At 63.4% G+C, this 17,872-nt stretch carries 15 protein-coding genes; 9 read left to right on the forward strand and 6 right to left on the reverse strand.

What is annotated here, in order from left to right; translation table 11 throughout:
• Positions 1-1,194: arginine-ornithine antiporter (gene arcD, locus EGJ09_RS17315; protein WP_125924444.1), on the forward strand; the 1,194-nt coding region annotated here is incomplete at its 5' end.
• On the opposite strand, the gene EGJ09_RS17320 is transcribed toward arcD, so the two are convergent.
• The 6 genes from EGJ09_RS17320 to gap all read right to left on the reverse strand — a co-directional run bounded on the left by EGJ09_RS17320 (position 1,180) and on the right by gap (position 7,937).
• Positions 1,180-1,587 carry a YbaN family protein gene (locus EGJ09_RS17320; RefSeq protein ID WP_125924445.1) on the reverse strand — a complete coding sequence of 136 codons (408 nt, stop codon included), beginning with the start codon at positions 1,585-1,587 and terminating at the stop codon, positions 1,180-1,182. The genes arcD and EGJ09_RS17320 overlap by 15 nt on opposite strands.
• Before the next feature lie 54 nt (positions 1,588-1,641).
• A complete protein-coding gene (locus EGJ09_RS17325) occupies positions 1,642-2,235 on the reverse strand; it encodes a biliverdin-producing heme oxygenase (RefSeq protein ID WP_046784421.1) in 594 nt (197 codons plus the stop codon).
• Positions 2,236-2,434: 199 nt separating this feature from the next.
• Complete coding sequence (locus EGJ09_RS17330) at positions 2,435-5,020, reverse strand: TonB-dependent receptor (RefSeq protein WP_125924446.1); 2,586 nt, start codon at positions 5,018-5,020, stop codon at positions 2,435-2,437.
• 126 nt (positions 5,021-5,146) lie between these two features.
• Positions 5,147-6,109 (reverse strand): FecR domain-containing protein, encoded by a 963-nt coding sequence (locus tag EGJ09_RS17335; protein WP_046784419.1) that lies wholly within the window; start codon positions 6,107-6,109, stop codon positions 5,147-5,149.
• A 90-nt stretch (positions 6,110-6,199) separates the two neighbouring features.
• Positions 6,200-6,712, reverse strand: coding sequence for an RNA polymerase sigma factor (locus EGJ09_RS17340; RefSeq protein ID WP_125924447.1), 513 nt, complete (start codon positions 6,710-6,712; stop codon positions 6,200-6,202).
• Positions 6,713-6,935: 223 nt separating this feature from the next.
• The gene (gene gap, locus EGJ09_RS17350; protein ID WP_119687719.1) at positions 6,936-7,937 is read right to left on the reverse strand and encodes a type I glyceraldehyde-3-phosphate dehydrogenase; all 1,002 of its coding nucleotides are present in this window, start codon (positions 7,935-7,937) and stop codon (positions 6,936-6,938) included.
• A 265-nt stretch (positions 7,938-8,202) separates the two neighbouring features.
• Here gap and edd point away from each other — a divergent pair, with 265 nt between their 5' ends.
• The 8 genes from edd to EGJ09_RS17390 all read left to right on the forward strand — a co-directional run bounded on the left by edd (position 8,203) and on the right by EGJ09_RS17390 (position 17,870).
• Positions 8,203-10,029, forward strand: coding sequence for a phosphogluconate dehydratase (gene edd, locus EGJ09_RS17355; protein ID WP_125924449.1), 1,827 nt, complete (start codon positions 8,203-8,205; stop codon positions 10,027-10,029).
• Positions 10,026-10,985 (forward strand): glucokinase, encoded by a 960-nt coding sequence (locus tag EGJ09_RS17360; RefSeq protein ID WP_125924450.1) that lies wholly within the window; start codon positions 10,026-10,028, stop codon positions 10,983-10,985. The genes edd and EGJ09_RS17360 overlap by 4 nt, the downstream gene beginning before the upstream one ends.
• A gap of 64 nt (positions 10,986-11,049) precedes the next feature.
• Entirely contained in the window at positions 11,050-11,775 is a 726-nt protein-coding gene (gene gltR, locus EGJ09_RS17365; protein WP_046784414.1) for a two-component system response regulator GltR, read from the forward strand.
• Entirely contained in the window at positions 11,756-13,210 is a 1,455-nt protein-coding gene (locus EGJ09_RS17370; protein WP_119687715.1) for an ATP-binding protein, read from the forward strand. Before gltR ends, EGJ09_RS17370 begins: the two co-directional genes overlap by 20 nt.
• 102 nt (positions 13,211-13,312) lie before the next feature.
• A complete protein-coding gene (locus EGJ09_RS17375; protein ID WP_125924451.1) occupies positions 13,313-14,539 on the forward strand; it encodes an AGE family epimerase/isomerase in 1,227 nt (408 codons plus the stop codon).
• A 104-nt stretch (positions 14,540-14,643) separates the two neighbouring features.
• The gene (locus EGJ09_RS17380; RefSeq protein WP_125924452.1) at positions 14,644-15,930 is read left to right on the forward strand and encodes an ABC transporter substrate-binding protein; all 1,287 of its coding nucleotides are present in this window, start codon (positions 14,644-14,646) and stop codon (positions 15,928-15,930) included.
• Between the two features lie 193 nt (positions 15,931-16,123).
• Positions 16,124-17,032: a carbohydrate ABC transporter permease gene (locus tag EGJ09_RS17385; protein ID WP_012316021.1), complete on the forward strand. Its 909-nt coding sequence runs from the start codon at positions 16,124-16,126 to the stop codon at positions 17,030-17,032.
• Entirely contained in the window at positions 17,025-17,870 is an 846-nt protein-coding gene (locus EGJ09_RS17390; RefSeq protein WP_046784410.1) for a carbohydrate ABC transporter permease, read from the forward strand. The genes EGJ09_RS17385 and EGJ09_RS17390 overlap by 8 nt, the downstream gene beginning before the upstream one ends.
• Positions 17,871-17,872: the final 2 nt, after the last annotated feature.

Here is a 17,872-nt window from a genome sequence, read left to right on the forward strand (position 1 = left end):
AAGGCCGGCTTCGGCGACTACATGGGCTTCTCCTCGGCGTGGGGCTACTGGATCAGCGCCTGGCTGGGCAACGTCGGCTACTTCGTGCTGCTGTTCAGTACACTGGGCTTTTATTTCCCGGTGTTCGGTGAGGGCAATACGCCCATTGCCATCGGCTGTGCCTCATTGCTGTTGTGGTCGGTGCACTTTCTGGTGCTGCGTGGCATCAAGGAAGCGGCGTTCATCAACCAGGTAACCACCGTGGCCAAGGTGGTGCCGCTGCTGATCTTCATCGTCATCGCCGCCTTCGCCTTCCGCGCCGACATCTTTACCCGGGATATCTGGGGCGTGAGCAACCCGCAGTTCGGTAATGTGCTGGACCAGGTGCGCAACATGATGCTGGTCACCGTATTCGTGTTCATCGGCATCGAAGGCGCCAGCGTCTATTCGGGGCGGGCGCTGCGCCGCACGGATGTGGGTAAGGCCACGGTGATCGGTTTTCTCGGCGTACTGGCGCTGCTGGTGCTGGTCAACGTGCTGTCGCTGGGGGTGATGACCCAGCCGGAACTGGCCGGGCTGCAGAACCCCTCACTGGCATCGGTGCTTGAGCACATCGTCGGGCCCTGGGGCGCGTTGCTGATCAGCATCGGCCTGGCAGTTTCGCTGCTCGGCGCCTTGCTCTCGTGGGCACTGCTGTGCGCCGAAATCCTCTTCGCCACGGCACGGGACAAGACCATGCCGCGCTTTTTGGCCAAGGAAAATGCCAACCATGTGCCGGCCAATGCCCTGTGGCTGACCAACTGCATGATCCAGGGGTTCTTGCTGATCACCTTGGTTTCGGCGGGTACCTACACCAGCCTGATCTACCTGGCGTCGTCGATGATCCTGGTGCCGTACCTGTGGTCGGCCGCCTACGCGGTGCTCTTGGCGCTGCGCGGGGAGAGTTATGCCGGGCAAGAGGGGCTGCGCCGCAAGGACCTGTTGGTGGCGTTGGTGGCGCTGGTGTATGCGCTTTGGCTGCTGTATGCCGGTGGGCTCAAGTACCTGCTGCTGTCGGCATTGCTGTATGCGCCTGGGGTAATCCTGTTCGCTCGGGCCAAGCGTGAACAAGGCCAGGTGCTGTTCACCACGTGGGAGAAGTTGATCTTCGCGGCGGTGCTGATTGGCGCTGCTCTGGCAGCGTATGCGCTGTATTCAGGGCTACTGAGCCTGTGACGCAGGCGGGCATGCCTGCTCTGGCCGTGACCAGATCCACAGGTTGCCCAGGGCCATGCCGGTGATGGCCAGAAATACCGGCCAGCGATGGTCAAAGAAGGCCAGCATCAGGCCTGCGCACACCAGCATGCTCAGAGTTGCGCTGACCTTTGCCCGGCGCTGGATCACCTTGCCATTGCGCCAGTTGAACAGGATAGGCCCGAACAGCCGGTGGTTCTCCAGCCATGCCGACAGGCGCGGCGAGCTGCGTGTCGCTGCCCAGGCGGCCAGAAGGATGAACTCGGTGGTCGGCAGGCCAGGAATGACGATGGCGACCAGGCCGATACCCAAGCTTACGTAAGCCAGGATGCCATACAGCAGGCGCGACAGTTTCGAGCGGGCAGGTCGGGTCATGGTCTCACTGCACAAAACGGTCCGGCCACCGGAAGGGTGGCCGGGTTAAGCGTATCAGGCCAGCGCGCTGTCGGCGGCGTAGGCATGCTTGAGCAGTTCGGTGAAGCGCTCGAAGGCGGCCACTGCGCCGCGCTCGGCAGCAGCGTCTTCTTCGGCAGACAGCGCCAGGCCATCGAGGGTTCGGGTGAACTGCTTCCAGCCCTCGGCGCGGCCACCGGCCGGTTCGCCCAGGTGGCGGGCGCCAAAGCTGTCGGACAGCTCCAGGGCCACGGCCCGCTTGATCAGAAACGCGGCGCCCAGTTTGGAGCCTTCGGAGACGAAGATCCAGCCCAACGCTTCTGCCAGGCTTGGGTCGTGCAAGGCGCCGGGTACTGCAGCCGGTACTTCGGTATCGAGGTCGGCGAGGTCCAGGCGGGCTTGATCGGCGCGGCAGCGCTGGGCCAGGTCAGGCACGATGGCGATCAGTTTCGGGTCGTTGTACAGGGCCTGCAGTTCGGACTGGAACAGGTACTGGGCGACGACGAAACGGGCGAAACTCTCGCGGCTGTCGAACGGTGCGTGGGATTTGACCAGGGCGTCGAGCTCGGTGTGCGGGGCGTGGGTGACCTGGTTGAGGCGTTGCGAGCGCAGGGCTGGGCGGTCGGTCATGGGGTGTCCTTGGGAATTTGGGGCGTCTAGTGACAAGACGAAACAGAGGGGTGGGGAGAGTAAAAAAACCGGTTTTTTGTGTTGTCGGTTCCGGCCCTGTCGCCAGCAAGGTGGCCCCCACAGGGTACCCACTGCCCTCAGGTTCAGTGGCGTAGCCGTGGGGGCTTGCCGGCGATAGGGCCAGTACCGATCAGCTCAGTCAGATATCCCACACCACATTGATGGCGAAGTTGCGCCCTGGCATGGTCAGGCGGTCGAGGTTGGCAGGCTGGGTCACGCCCGCCTCACCCTGGCCGTCGTAGCCGCGCACCGAATCCCACTGCCAGTATTTCTTGTCGGTCAGGTTGTACAGCCCAGCGTTGACCGTGATGTCGTCGGTCACCTTGTAGAAACCGCTCAGGTCCAGCACGCCGTAGCCAGGGGTACGGAACTGCGAGCTCTGGCCGTCCGGGGCGAAGAACGTGGTGTCGTCGACGCGGGTCTTGCGCTTGACAACGGTCCAGCTCAGCAGGCCGCCGTAGTTCGGTTGCTCGTAACCCAGGCCGAACACGCCGGTCAGTGGGTTGACGCTGTTCAGCGGCTGGCCGTTGTCATCGTTGCGGCCGTTGGCGTAAGCGATCGAACCTTGAGTGTAGAGGCCCTCTGGCGCACCGAAGTGGTCGAGGTTGAGGCGGCCTTTGACCTCTGCGCCCTTGATGGTGGCGTGCTTGATGTTGTTGGCCTGGAAGGTGGTTTCCAGGTTGGCCGACTGCACGGCGTCTTCGTCGATGAAGTCGCGGTACTTGTTGTAGAACACCGCAGCGCTGAAGTTACCGGCATCGAAGTTGCCGCGCAGGCCGGTCTCGTAGCTCTTGCTCTTCTCCGGCTCAAGCCCGGGGTTGCCCTGCACGACATAACCCTCGGCCTGGTTTTCGAAGCGGCCGTACATCGACTTGGCGGTTGGCGTGCGGAAACCTTCGGCGTACTGGCCGTACCAGGTGTAGTTGTCGTTGAAGGCGTAGGTCAGGCCGAACTTGGGCGACACGCGGTGCCACTTCTTGTCCGAGTCATCGAGGCTGCCAGGGGCTGCCCCGGAGCCTTGGATGCCACGCAGGAATTCGTCGGTGAATTTCGGCTCCATGCGTGTGTAGTCGTAGCGGGCGCCGGGCAGGAAGGTCCAGTTGTTCCAGCGAATTTCATCCTGCACGAACAGGCTGTAGGTGTTGACGGTCGGGTCCGGGAAGTCGCTGACCAAGGCCTGGGCGTCGGTAGGGCTGTCCTGGCCGACGGAACGGCAGCTTCCGCTGACTGCAAGGCAGGTGCCTGTGCCGCTGCGCGTGCCGGTGACCTTCTCGTGCTTGAGTGTGGTGCCGTAGGTTAGCAGGTGGTCGGTGGCTGCGATGCTGAACGCCTTGTCCAGTTGTGCATCGAAGACCCACTGGCGGTCCTTGTAGGTGGTGTCCCGGGTACGAAAAACCGTGCGGCTGAACGGGAAGTAGACTTCTTCAGTGTGCTGGTCGGTCTTGGCGATCTGGTAGTTCAGGCTCCATTTGATGTGGTCGGCCACCAGCGAATCCAGCCCGAACTCATGATTGATGCCAAAGCGCTCGCGGGTCACGGTGTCGTTGCCGTTGCGGCTGCGGTACATGCCAAGGCCTGTGCCGTTGGTGAACGGACCGCCCACGGCACTGAGGATGTTCTGGTCGCGGTCATCCTTGTAACGCTCGTAGGTGAAGCCCAGGCGTGCGTCGTCGGCGTAGTTCCAGCCGAGCTTGGCCAGCACGTTGGTGGTGCGCACATCTTCCGGGTTGGCTTCGGTACGCGACAGGCCGCTACCGCCATGCTCGCCGTAGGATTCGGTTTCGTGGCCGTTGCGCTGGCTGACGTGCAGCAGGCCGTCGAAGTCGCCCTGGCGGCCTGCTACGGTGGCAGAGGTCAGCCAGCTATCGTCGGCCGAGCTGTAGCCAGTCTTCAGGCGCGCGCCCACATCCTTGCCGGGCTTGATGATGTCGTCCGGGTCCAGGGTGAAGTAGCTCACCGCACCGCCGATGGCATTGCTGCCGTACAGCACCGAGGCCGGACCGCGGAGGATTTCCACGCGCTTGACTATCTCGGGGTCGACGTAGTTGCGCTGGGTCTGGGCGTAGGGACCGTAGAAGAAGCTGTCAGGGATCGACACACCGTCGATCTGGGTCAGCACGCGCTCTCCGTCGATGCCACGGATGTTGTAACCGTTCAGGCCGCTGCGCTGGCCGGTGCCACCGACCGACACGCCTGGCTCATAGCGCACCAGTTCCTGGATGTTATTGACGTTCTGCCGGTCCAGTTGCTCGCGTGTCTGCACACTCACGGTGCTCGGCACCTGGCTGACGTCCTGGGCGCTGCGCGTGGCGCTGACGGTCATCTGCTGCAGGGCGATGGCATTGCCCGCCGATTGGCGTTCGAGCACCACATTGCCGTTGCCGATCTTGCGATAGCCCAGGCCGGTACCTTGCAGCAGTTGTTTCAGTGCCGCTTCCGGAGGCAGCGAGCCGCGTACACCTGGCGAAGCCACACCGTCGGCCAGTTCGGCGCTGAAACCCACCTGCCAGCCGGTCACCTGGCTGAAGGCGTTGATGGCCTCGACCAAGGGCTGCTGGGCGATGCTGAAGCGGTAGTCGCCCATGCGCGGGCTTGTCGCGTGCGCAGGTTCTGCGGCCAGCGCCGGCAGGCAGCAGGCGCCACTGGCGAGCAAGGCCATGGTCAGCAGGGACAATTGGCCGGTACGGCGGGGAAGGGGGGACGGGCGAGTTGGACCTGTGGACATCGAAAGCGCTCCCTGACGCGCGAACTGTTATAGGTGATGACCGTTCCTGTTTTGAAACAAGAATCAGTTGCATTGGCTATAACGAGACGGACGGGGCAGCGCGATCGCGTAAAAATAATTTTCAGGTCAGTTGAGAATGACCACGGCGGGGTATTCGTGCAGCTGCGCCGAGGTGATGTGGGCCAGGGCGCGCAAGGTCTCCAGCGGCTGGTCGAGGCGGTAGTTGCCGGTCACCGCCATGTCTTCGAGGTGGGCATTGCGGTTGATGATCCAGCCTGGGTAATAGCGCCGCACTTCGGCCAGCACCTGGCTAAGCGGGCAGTTCTCGAACACCAGGCGCCCATCGACCCAGGCCAGGTCCTTGTGCATGTCCGGGCGCTGGCGCTGGCCGAAGCCTTGCGGGCCGACGCTGATGCTGTCGCCGGCGCTCAGGCGGATACGCTGGTCGCTGGCGGCCTGCAGGTCGACGTCGCCGCGCTGCACCCGGACCTGTGCCTCACCATCGAGGTAGCGCACGGCAAAATCGGTGTCGCGCACCTGTGCCCGCAGCGGGCCGGCCTGAACTTCCAGTGGTGGTTGGGTGCCACCGGGTACCTGGAAATACGCCTCGCCTTGTAGCAACCGCGCCACCTGACGGCCTTCGCGCACGTCGCTGGCGAAAGCCGAGTTGGTGTTGAGCAGCACCTTGGCCCCGTCATCGAGCTGCAGGCGCTGGCGTTCGCCCACCACGGTCAGGTGGTCGGCCTGCAGGCGCATCGGCAAGTTGCCCACGGTGAACAGCCCGACCAGCAGTACTGCGGCGGTCGCCAGGGGTTTCCAGTGAGCCCGCAGACGCCCGCGTACAGAGCGGCGCCGCACCTGATGCATTTGTGTGGCGGCCTGGCGCACCGGCGTGCCGTTCCACAGGGCTTCGGCTTCGACGTAGGCCACGGCGTTTTCCGGCGCGGCGCTGAGCCACTGCTCGAAGGCCAGCGTGTCCGCTTCGGTGGCGCATTGCAGGCGGACCAGCCAGTCCAGCGCCTCGTCCATCGCACGGGCGCGGGCGTCGGGCCCTGCGGTCGGCGGGCGAGGGGCGGGGCTGTCGGTCACGGTGAATCCTTGAAATGATTTTCCCGAATGATCAAGGCTAAGTCGGGGCGTGGCAAGCGCTTCGCCGAGCTCGGGTGGCCAGCGGTCGTCTTACTTCAGGCGTTCGGCCACACCCATGCAGATTGCCATGATCAGTTTCAGCTCCTTCTGGACCGTGCTGGCCGAGACATTGAGTTGCTCGGCAACTTCCACGTAGCTGGCACCGTGCAGGCGGCTGAGGATGAAAATGCGCTGCTGACGCTCACTCAACTGGTTGAGGCTGACGCTCAGGTGCTTGAGCAGTTGCTCGGCGTGTGCGGCATCCTCGCTGCTGCTCAGCGGCGCGGCGACGTTGTGCAGGATTTCTTCGGGCACATCGTCGACCAGCATGCGCGATTGCACCCGGCGCGTGCGCAGATGGTCCAGGGCCAGGTTTCGCGCGGTCTGGAAGACGAAGGGCTCGAGGTGTTCGATGGGCCGCTCCCCCAAGGCGCGGGACACTCGCAGGTAGGTTTCCTGCAGCAGGTCCTCGGCGGTGCTGGGGTTGCCGACCATGCGCTGCAAGGTTCGCAATAGGGGGAGGCGCTGAACGAGGAAGACAGAGTTGAACCGGGACTGACTCACAGGGGGACCTGGCCGACGAAAGGTTAATGATAATGCTTATCATCTTGCCTGAAGGTCAAGCCTGGAAGTGTTAGGAAAAGGTAAAGATTGTCGGTAGGAGCGGCCTTGCGTCGCGAAAGGGCTGCAGAGCAGCCCCAAGGTTTTCTGAGCGCTACAGATATTGTCGGGGCCGCTGCGCAGCCCTTTCGCGACGCAAGGCCGCTCCTACCGCAAGCGCGTGCGCTCAGCGGGCGCTGCACAATGCCAGGCAGTTATCCAGCATGCGGTTGGAGAACCCCCACTCATTGTCATACCAGGCCAGCACCTTGAGCATCCTGCCGTTGGCGCGGGTGTGGTTGGCATCGAATATCGACGACAACGGGTTGTGATTGAAGTCGCACGAGACCAGCGGCAGGGTGTTGTAGCCGAGCACCTTGGAATGCCGGCTGGCTTCGAGGAACAACTGGTTCACCTGCTCGGCCGTGGCCTCGCGCTTGAGGTTGACGGTGAGGTCGACCAGCGACACGTTGATCACCGGTACGCGCACCGCCATGCCGGTCAGCTTGCCGGCCAGTTCCGGCAACACCAGGCCCACGGCTTCGGCGGCGCCGGTCTTGCTCGGGATCATCGACTGGGTGGCCGAGCGCGCCCGGTACGGGTCGCTGTGGTAGACGTCGGTAAGCACCTGGTCGTTGGTGTAGGCATGGATGGTGGTCATCAGCCCCTGCTCGATGCCGAACTCGCGGTGCAGTACCTGGGCGATCGGCGCCAGGCAGTTGGTGGTGCAGGAGGCGTTGGAAATGACCTGGTGCGACGCGCGCAGAATGTCATGGTTGACGCCGTATACCACGGTGGCGTCGGCGCCCTTGGCCGGTGCCGAGACGATCACCTTGCCAGCCCCGGCCGCCAGGTGCGCCGCGGCCTTGGCGCGGTCGGTGAACAGCCCGGTGCACTCGAACACCACGTCGATCGCTTCAGCCTTCCAGGGCAGCTCGGCCGGATTGCGGATGGCGCTCACCGCGATACGGTCACCGTTGACCGTCAGGCTCTCGTGATCAGCTTCCACCGACGCATCGAAAGCACCGTGTACGCTGTCGTATTTGAGCAGGTGGGCGTTCATGGCACTGTCGCCCAGGTCGTTGATGGCGACGACCTGCAGGTCGTGGCGGTAGCCTTGGGTATACAGTGCGCGCAGGACATTGCGACCAATGCGGCCGAATCCGTTGATGGCGATACGTAGTGTCATGGCAGTACCTCTGGCAGTTCGAGTGAAACCTGTGGCACAAATGAAGCTTCACTGAAACGGTTTTGTTGTTGGAATTACAAGATTATTCACTCAGCGATAGAAAACAAGCCTTTTTACTGGCAGTATTTTGTTTAAATATACAACGAGTGGTCGGGCAAGCCGCCGCCTCGATGCGCAGGGTCTCTTACACAGGAGCCTAGGCCGCAATCGTTTGGAGGGGAAATGCCCGGTAAACCGCCCTTACCGCTAGCCTGGAGTCCAGTACATGCACCCGCGCATCCTTGAGGTCACCCAACGGCTGACCGAACGCAGCCGTGCCACCCGTGAACGCTACCTGCAGCTGATTCGCGGCGCGGCCAGCGACGGACCCATGCGGGCCAGCCTGCAGTGCGCCAACTTCGCCCATGGCGTGGCCGGGTGTGGCGCTGACGACAAGCAGAGCCTGCGCCTGATGAATGCCGCCAACGTGGCCATCGTCTCGGCCTACAACGACATGCTCTCGGCGCACCAGCCGTATGTGCATTTCCCCGAGCAGATCAAGAAGGCACTGCGCGAAGTTGGCTCCGTCGGCCAGTTCGCTGGCGGTGTGCCGGCCATGTGCGATGGCGTGACCCAGGGTGAGCCTGGCATGGAGCTGGCCATCGCCAGCCGTGAAGTGATCGCCATGTCTACTGCGGTGGCGCTGTCGCACAACATGTTCGACGCTGCGCTGATGCTGGGTATCTGCGACAAGATCGTCCCCGGCTTGATGATGGGCGCGCTGCGCTTCGGTCACCTGCCCACCATTTTCGTACCGGGCGGGCCAATGGTTTCCGGCATCTCCAACAAGCAGAAAGCCGATGTGCGCCAGCGCTATGCCGAGGGCAAGGCCAGCCGTGAGGAACTGCTGGAGTCGGAGATGAAGTCCTACCACAGCCCGGGCACCTGCACCTTCTACGGCACTGCCAACACCAACCAGCTGGTGATGGAAGTGATGGGCCTGCACCTGCCGGGGGCCTCGTTCGTCAACCCATACACCCCGCTTCGCGACGCGCTGACCGCCGAGGCCGCACAGCAAGTGACACGCATGACCAAGGCCAGTGGCAGCTTCATGCCGCTGGGCGAGATCGTCGACGAGAAATCGCTGGTCAACTCCATCGTCGCCCTGCATGCCACCGGGGGGTCGACCAACCACACCCTGCACATGCCGGCGATCGCCCAGGCGGCAGGCATCCAGCTCACCTGGCAGGACATGGCCGACCTGTCCGAGGTGGTGCCGACCCTGTCCCACGTCTACCCCAATGGCAAGGCCGACATCAATCACTTCCAGGCCGCCGGTGGCATGTCCTTCCTGATCCGTGAGCTGCTCGATGCCGGCTTGTTGCACGAGGATGTCAACACCGTCGCCGGCCACGGGTTGCGCCGCTACACGCAGGAACCGTTCCTCGACAACGGCAAGCTGGTCTGGCGCGAAGGCCCGCAGCAGAGCCTGGACGAGACCATCCTGCGCCCGGTGGCGCGGCCGTTCTCGGCCGAAGGCGGCCTGCGGGTGATGGAAGGCAACCTTGGGCGTGGCGTGATGAAAGTGTCCGCGGTGGCCCCCGAGCATCAGGTCGTCGAGGCCCCGGCCCGGGTGTTCCAGGACCAGCAGTCGCTGGCCGATGCGTTCAAGGCCGGCGAACTGGAGCGCGACTTCGTGGCCGTGGTGCGTTTCCAGGGGCCACGTTGCAACGGCATGCCGGAGCTGCACAAGCTGACGCCGTTCCTCGGTGTGCTGCAGGACCGCGGCTATAAAGTGGCACTGGTCACCGATGGGCGCATGTCAGGTGCATCGGGCAAGATCCCGGCCGCAATCCATGTCTGCCCTGAAGCCTTTGATGGTGGACCGCTGGCGCGGGTGCGCGATGGTGATATCGTGCGGGTCGATGGTGTCGAAGGCACGCTGCAGCTCAAGGTGTCGGCCGAGGAACTGGCCAGCCGCGACCTGCCACCTGCGCCACAGGGCAACGACCTGGGCTGTGGGCGCGAGCTGTTCGGCTTCATGCGCATGGCGTTCAGCTCGGCCGAGCAGGGCGCCAGCGCCTTTACCTCGGCCCTGGAGAACCTCAAATGAAGGACCTGCTGGTTGGCGACATCGGTGGCACCAATGCCCGTTTTGCGTTGTGGCGTGACAACCAGCTGCATCAGGTGAAGGTCTTCGCCACCGCTGACTACACCAGCCCGGAGCAGGCCATCGAGGCCTACCTGCAGAGCCAGGGTATCGAGCGTGGCGGGCTGTCGGCGGTGTGCCTGGCGGTGGCCGGGCCGGTCGACGGTGATGAATTCCGCTTCACCAACAATCATTGGCGGCTGAGCCGCAGCGCATTCTGCAAGACGTTGCAGGTTGAACAGTTGCTGCTGATCAACGACTTCACGGCGATGGCCTTGGGCATGACCCGCCTGCAAGGGGATGAGGTGCGCCAGGTCTGCCCCGGCCAGGCCGACCCGGCGCGACCTGCACTGGTGATCGGTCCGGGCACCGGCCTTGGCGTCGGCAGCCTGCTGCGCCTCGGTGAGCAGCATTGGCTGGCGCTGCCCGGTGAGGGAGGGCACGTCGACCTGCCGGTGGGCAATGCCCGCGAAGCGGCGATCCATCAGCAGATTCATGGGCAGATTGGCCATGTCAGCGCTGAAACCGTGCTCAGCGGTGGTGGCCTCGTGCGTTTGTACCAGGCCATCTGTGCGCTGGACGGTGATACGGTACGGTACAAGACCCCCGCAGAAATTACCGATGCCGCCCTGAGTGGTGAGCCACGGGCATTGGCGGTGGTCGAACAGTTCTGCCGCTTCCTGGGGCGCGTGGCAGGTAACAATGTACTGACCCTGGGTGCACGCGGTGGTGTTTATATTGTTGGCGGCGTCATCCCGCGGTTTGCCGAACTGTTCATGCGCAGCGGGTTCGCTGCAAGTTTTGCCGACAAGGGCTGCATGAGCGGGTACTTCGCCGGTGTGCCGGTGTGGCTGGTGACGGCAGAGTTTTCTGGACTGCTGGGCGCCGGCGTGGCATTACAGCAGGCTCTGGATCATTGATAGGGGGCCGCTTGCGGCCCTCACAGCAGGCAAAAGACCTGTGACAACAAGAGGGCGGGATACCTTGAGCACTGCCGGAAAATCGATCCTGATGGTCGACGACGATCAGGAAATCCGAGAGCTGTTGCAAACCTACCTGAGTCGCGCCGGTTTCCAGGTGCACGCCGAAGCCGATGGCCAGGGTTTTCGCCACGCGCTGGAAAACACTCACTGCGATCTGGTCATTCTCGATGTGATGCTGCCCGACGAGGACGGCTTCAGCCTGTGTCGCTGGGTGCGCCAGCACCCGCGTCAATCGCGGGTGCCGATCATCATGCTGACCGCCAGCTCCGACGAGGCCGACCGGGTCATCGGCCTTGAGCTTGGTGCGGACGATTATCTGGGCAAGCCGTTCAGCCCGCGGGAACTGCAGGCGCGAATCAAGGCCCTGCTGCGTCGCGCGGAATTCGGCCAGGCCGCGCCAGCCACAGCGGTACTGGCCTTCGACGACTGGCGCCTGGACACGGTCAGCCACCGCCTGTTCCACCGCGATGGCGAAGAGGTGATCCTCTCCGGTGCCGATTTCGCACTGCTCAAGCTGTTTCTCGATCACCCTCAGCAGATCCTCGACCGCGATACCATCGGCAACGCTACCCGTGGCCGTGAGCCAATGCCGCTGGACCGTATCGTTGACATGGCGGTCAGCCGCCTGCGTCAGCGTCTGCGCGACACCGACAAACCGCCACGGCTGATCCGCACTGTGCGCGGCAGTGGCTACCTGCTGGCTGCGCATGTCTGCTGTGCTTCCTGAGCGGCGCTGGCGCCTGGTGCCGCGCTCGCTGCTGGGGCGCATGCTGCTGTTGACCTTGCTGGTGGTGTTGTTGGCTCAAGGTTTGTCCAGCGTCATCTGGGTCGCGCAGTTACGTGCCAGCCAGCTTCAGGGCTTGCGCGCCAGTGCCGGCAGCCTGGCCCATTCGATGAGTGCCAGCGTCAGTTATTTCCGTTCCTTGCCGGTGGCTTATCGGCCGATGGTATTGGACCAGTTGCGCAGCATGGGTGGTACGCGTTTTTTCGTGTCGCTCAACGACAAGCCGCTGGACATGCCGGTATTGCCCATAACACCGCGCAAGCAGGCGGTGATCGATGTGTTCCAGCAGGTACTGCATGAGCGGCTGGGCGCACAGATGGAAGTTTCCGTCGAGTTCGTCGCCCCCGATGACCTGCGCATCTTCAACAGCGGCCTGAAGCTCGATGAGCTGCCGCGTTCCTGGGCGCATTACTCGCTGACCCTGGAACCACTCAATCCGCCTGTACTGGTCACGCAGATTCGCCTGGGCCAAGACGAGTGGCTGTACATCGCCTCGTTGCTGCCTGAGCCCTACACCAGCCTTGAAGCCGAGCGCCTGCCACGCCAGCAGATCGGCTTCATCGTCCTGACCACCGCCTTGCTACTGCTGTTCATCGGCCTGCTGGTGCACTGGCAGAGCTGGCCACTCAAGCGCCTGGCGCGGGCCGCGCGGGACCTGTCGCTGGGCGCCGATGTGGCGCCAGTGCCCGAGGGCGGTGGCAGCGAGGTGGTCGAGGTCGGGCGTGCGTTCAACAGCATGCGTGAACGCATCAGCCGCTACCTCACCGAGCGCAGCCAGTTGTTCAGCGCCATTTCCCACGACCTGCGCACGCCCATCACTCGGCTGCGGCTGCGCGTCGAACTGCTGGAAGATGAGCGCCTGCAGGCCAAGTTCAGCCAGGATCTGGATGAGCTGGAGCTGTTGGTCAAAGGCGCCTTGCAATGCGTGAAAGACACTGACATCCACGAGAACATCGAGCCGGTCGACCTCAACCAGGTCCTGGAGATTCTTGCCGAGCCGTATCTGGGGGATGGCCGCATCACCGTCGAAGGCCAGGCCCTGGCGCCGTACCCCGGCAAGCCGCTGGCCTTGCGCCGCTGCATCGGCAACCTGATAGACAATGCCATCAAGTACGGCGAGCGGGCCCGCCTGCGCATCATCGACAGCGCACAGGGCTTTGTCCTGCAGGTGGATGACCACGGGCCGGGTGTGCCACAGCGGCAGCTTGAGCAGGTGTTCGAGCCGCACTTCAGGCTCGCCGGGCAGCAGCAAGGGTATGGCTTGGGGCTGGGGATCGCCCGCAACATTGCCCATAGCCATGGGGGTGAGGTGAGCTTGCTCAATTTGCGCGAGGGTGGGTTGCGCGTGACCCTTTATCTGCCGCGTGGCGTTGAGTGAAGGAATGTCACCGACCGGTGACATAACCGCAAGCCTTCGTGACATCCCAGCCAGGACGGCTGGCTAGAATCTGCAAACCTCACACAGGGAAGACGCGGGCGCATGGACTACATCGATTCCCCGGAACATACCGCCTGGCTCACAAGCGAGGGCCAGCGGCTGCTCTCTTTCGCCAAGGCCTCGCAAGCCCCTGAAGGTTTCGGCAATCTCGACGCCCGCGGCAAGCTGCCCCCTACGGCTGTCGCCGAAACCATGAACACCGCACGCATGACCCACAGCTTCGCCCTGGCCCACCTTCAGGGGGCGCCAGGCTGCCTGGCATTGGTGCAGCACGGTGTGCAGGCCTTGTGCGGGCCTTTGCGCGACGCCGGGTACGGCGGTTGGTTCGCCCGCCCGTACGGCCAGGGCGACAACGGCAAGGCGGCTTACCTGCATGCCTTCGTCGCGCTTGCCGCCAGCTCTGCCGTCGTGGCGGGCGCTGCGGGAGCACAGGGGTTGCTGGCGCAGGCGATACGGGTCATCGAGGAGCGTTTCTGGAGTGAGCAAGAGGGTGCGATGCGCGAGTCCTTCTCCAGCGACTGGCAGCAGCCTGAAGCTTATCGCGGCGCCAACAGCAACATGCACGCCACTGAGGCCTTCCTCGCCCTGGCAGATGTGACGGGCGATGTACTTTGGCTGGAGCGCGCCCTGCGTATCGTCGAGCGCATCATTCACGGCCATGCTGGCGCCAGTGACCACCGGGTGATCGAACATTTCGATGTGCACTGGCAACCGCTGCCCGAATATAACCGGGACAATCCCGCAGATCACTTCCGCCCATACGGCACAACGCCTGGCCATGCGTTCGAGTGGTCCCGTCTGGTCCTGCACCTTGAGGCTGCGCGGCGTCAGGCCGGGCTTCCTGCCCCGGCATGGCTGCTGGCCTGCGCGCGGGGCCTGTTCGCCAATGCCTGCCAGCATGCCTGGAGCGTCGATGGTGCCGAGGGCATCGTCTACACCTTGGGCTGGGACAATCAGCCCAGGGTGCGCGAGCGCCTGCACTGGGTGCATGCCGAAGCGTGCGCCAGTGCCGCAGCGCTGCTGCGGCGAACCGGCGAGCAGCAGTACGAGCAATGGTACCGGCGCTTCTGGACGTTCATCGACACTCATTTCATCGACCGCGCAGCCGGAAGCTGGCACCACGAACTCGGCCCGGACAACCAGCCAGCGGCGACGATCTGGGCAGGCAAGCCAGACCTTTATCACGCCTACCAGGCTGTACTGCTGCCAACGCTGCCCCTGGCACCCAGCCTGGCGAGCGCACTGGCGCGCAATGTAACCAAACGATGACATTCACGCATCGCTTCGTTACCTGGCGCAGCGGGCACTCTGATTAGACTCCATGCAATGCAAGCGCTCGACTTGCCCGGCATAACAACAAGAAAGGTACTCCGATGAATTCGACTCTCCGACTCGCTGCCGCGATTTCCTTCGCCTCCCTGTTCCCGCTCAGTGCTCTCGCCGCCGACTCCAAAGGCAGTGTCGAAGTGGTTCACTGGTGGACATCCGGTGGTGAAAAAGCGGCAGTCGATGTGCTCAAGGCCCAGGTCGAGAAGGATGGCTTCACCTGGAAGGATGGTGCGGTTGCCGGCGGTGGTGGCGCCACGGCCATGACCGTGCTCAAGAGCCGCGCCGTGGCCGGTAACCCGCCCGGCGTTGCCCAGATCAAGGGGCCGGACATCCAGGACTGGGCTGCCACCGGCCTGCTGGACCCGGATGTGCTCAAGGATGTGGCCAAGCAAGAAAAGTGGGACTCGCTGCTCGACAAGAAGGTCGCCGACACCGTCAAGTACGAAGGCGACTACGTGGCTGTGCCGGTGAACATCCATCGCATCAACTGGCTGTGGATCAACCCCGAAGTGTTCAAGAAGGCCGGCATCGACAAGGCGCCGACCACCCTCGACGAATTCTACGCCGCCGCCGACAAGCTCAAGGCCGCCGGCTTCATCCCGCTCGCCCACGGCGGCCAGCCATGGCAGGACAGCACGGTGTTCGAGAGTGTGGTGCTGTCGGTGATGGGGGCGGACGGTTACAAGAAAGCGCTGGTCGACCTCGATGAAGCCACGCTGACCGGGCCGCAGATGGTCAAGTCGCTGACCGAGCTGAAAAAGGTCGCCACCTACATGGACCCCGACGGCAAAGGCCAGGACTGGAACCTGGAAGCAGCCAAAGTCATCAATGGCAAGGCCGGCATGCAGATCATGGGTGACTGGGCCAAGAGCGAGTGGACCCTGGCCAAGAAGACCGCCGGCAAGGACTATCAGTGCGTCGCGTTCCCTGGTACCGACAAGGCTTTCCTGTACAACATCGACTCACTGGTGGTGTTCAAGCAGAACGACGAGGGCACGGCCGCTGGCCAGCAGGACATCGCCAAGAAGGTGCTTGGCCAGGACTTCCAGAAGGTCTTCAGTATCAACAAAGGCTCCATTCCCGTGCGTAACGACATGCTCGCGGACATGGGCACCTACGGCTTCGACGCTTGCGCCCAGACTTCTGCCAAGGACTTCATGGCCGACGCCAAAACCGGTGGCCTGCAGCCGAGCATGGCGCACAACATGGCCACCACGCTGGCCGTGCAGGGCGCCTTCTTCGATGTGGTGACCAACTACATCAACGACCCCAAGGCCGACCCTGCCGATGCAGCGAAGAAGCTGGCGGCGGCGATCAGATCGGCCAAGTAACCAAGCTCAAGGCAGGCACGATTGCTCTTGTAGGAGCGGCCTTGTGTCGCGAAAGGACCGCGAAGCGGTCCCCAGGCCTGCAAGCCAGGTTCGACGGTCTGTCTTTGTTCTCGAGCCCCTGGGGCTGCTGCGCAGCCCTTTCGCGACGCAAGGCCGCTCCTACAGCAGATGGGCAGTGCCTTCAAGGTGAATCATGACTACAGCAACCGCCCGACTGCGGGCCTCTCCCCTGGACGCTCTGCAGCGCTGGCTACCCAAGCTGGTGCTGGCACCCAGCATGTTCATCGTCCTGGTGGGCTTTTACGGCTACATCCTGTGGACGTTCGTCCTGTCTTTCACCACCTCGACCTTCCTGCCGACTTACAAGTGGGCGGGCCTTGCGCAATACGCCAGGCTGTTCGACAACGATCGCTGGTGGGTGGCCAGCAAGAACCTGCTGGTGTTCGGCGGGCTGTTCATCGGTATCAGCCTGGCCATCGGCGTGCTGCTGGCGGTGCTGCTTGACCAGCGCATCCGCCGCGAAGGTTTCATCCGCACGGTCTACCTGTACCCGATGGCTTTATCGATGATCGTCACCGGTACCGCCTGGAAGTGGCTGCTCAACCCTGGCATGGGCCTGGACAAGCTGTTGCGTGACTGGGGCTGGGAAGGGTTTCGCCTGGACTGGCTGATCGACCCCGACCGGGTGGTGTACTGCCTGGTGATCGCTGCCGTGTGGCAAGCCTCGGGCTTCATCATGGCGATGTTCCTGGCCGGCCTGCGCGGGGTCGACCAGTCGATCATCCGTGCTGCGCAGATGGATGGCGCAAGCCTGCCACGCATCTACTGGACCGTCGTGCTGCCGAGCCTGCGCCCGGTGTTCTTCAGTTCGCTGATGATCCTCTCGCACATCGCGATCAAGAGCTTCGACCTGGTGGCCGCAATGACCGCCGGTGGCCCGGGCTACTCATCCGACCTGCCGGCGATGTTCATGTATTCGTTCACCTTCAGCCGCGGCCAGATGGGCATGGGCTCGGCCAGCGCCATCCTCATGCTCGGGGCGATCCTGGCGATCCTCGTGCCTTACCTGTACTCGGAGCTGCGGAGCAAACGCCATGCATAGCCCTGTCGACAAAGCGGTGCCGAGCATCAGCCGCATCGCCATTCACGCTGTATTGCTGATGGCCGTGCTGCTTTACCTGGTGCCGCTGGTGGTGATGCTGCTGACCAGCTTCAAGACCCCGGAGGACATCAGTACCGGCAACCTGCTGAGCTGGCCGACCGTGGTCAGCGGCATCGGTTGGGTCAAGGCCTGGAGCACGGTCAGCGGGTACTTCTGGAACTCGATCATGATCACCGTACCGGCGGTGCTGATTTCGACCACCATCGGTGCGCTCAACGGTTATGTGCTGTCGATGTGGCGCTTCCGCGGGTCGCAGTTGTTTTTCGGCTTGCTGCTGTTCGGTTGCTTCCTGCCGTTCCAGACGGTGCTGCTGCCAGCCTCGTTCACCCTCGGCAAGTTGGGCCTGGCCAGCACCACCAGTGGCCTGGTGCTGGTGCATGTGGTCTACGGCCTGGCCTTCACCACGCTGTTCTTCCGCAACTTCTACGTGAGCATTCCCGATGCGCTGGTCAAGGCCGCACGCCTGGACGGTGCCGGGTTCTTCACCATTTTTCGCCGCATCATCCTGCCGATGTCGACACCGATCATCATGGTCTGCCTGATCTGGCAGTTCACCCAGATCTGGAACGACTTCCTGTTCGGCGTGGTGTTCTCCAGTGGCGACTCGCAACCGATCACCGTAGCCCTGAACAACCTGGTCAACACCAGTACCGGGGCCAAGGAATACAACGTCGACATGGCGGCGGCGATGATCGCTGGCCTGCCAACCCTGCTGGTCTATGTGGTGGCAGGCAAGTATTTCGTTCGCGGGCTCACAGCCGGCGCCGTCAAGGGGTAAGT

The organism is Pseudomonas sp. p106 (assembly GCF_003936645.1).
Taxonomy (GTDB): Bacteria; Pseudomonadota; Gammaproteobacteria; order Pseudomonadales; family Pseudomonadaceae; genus Aquipseudomonas; species Aquipseudomonas putida_E.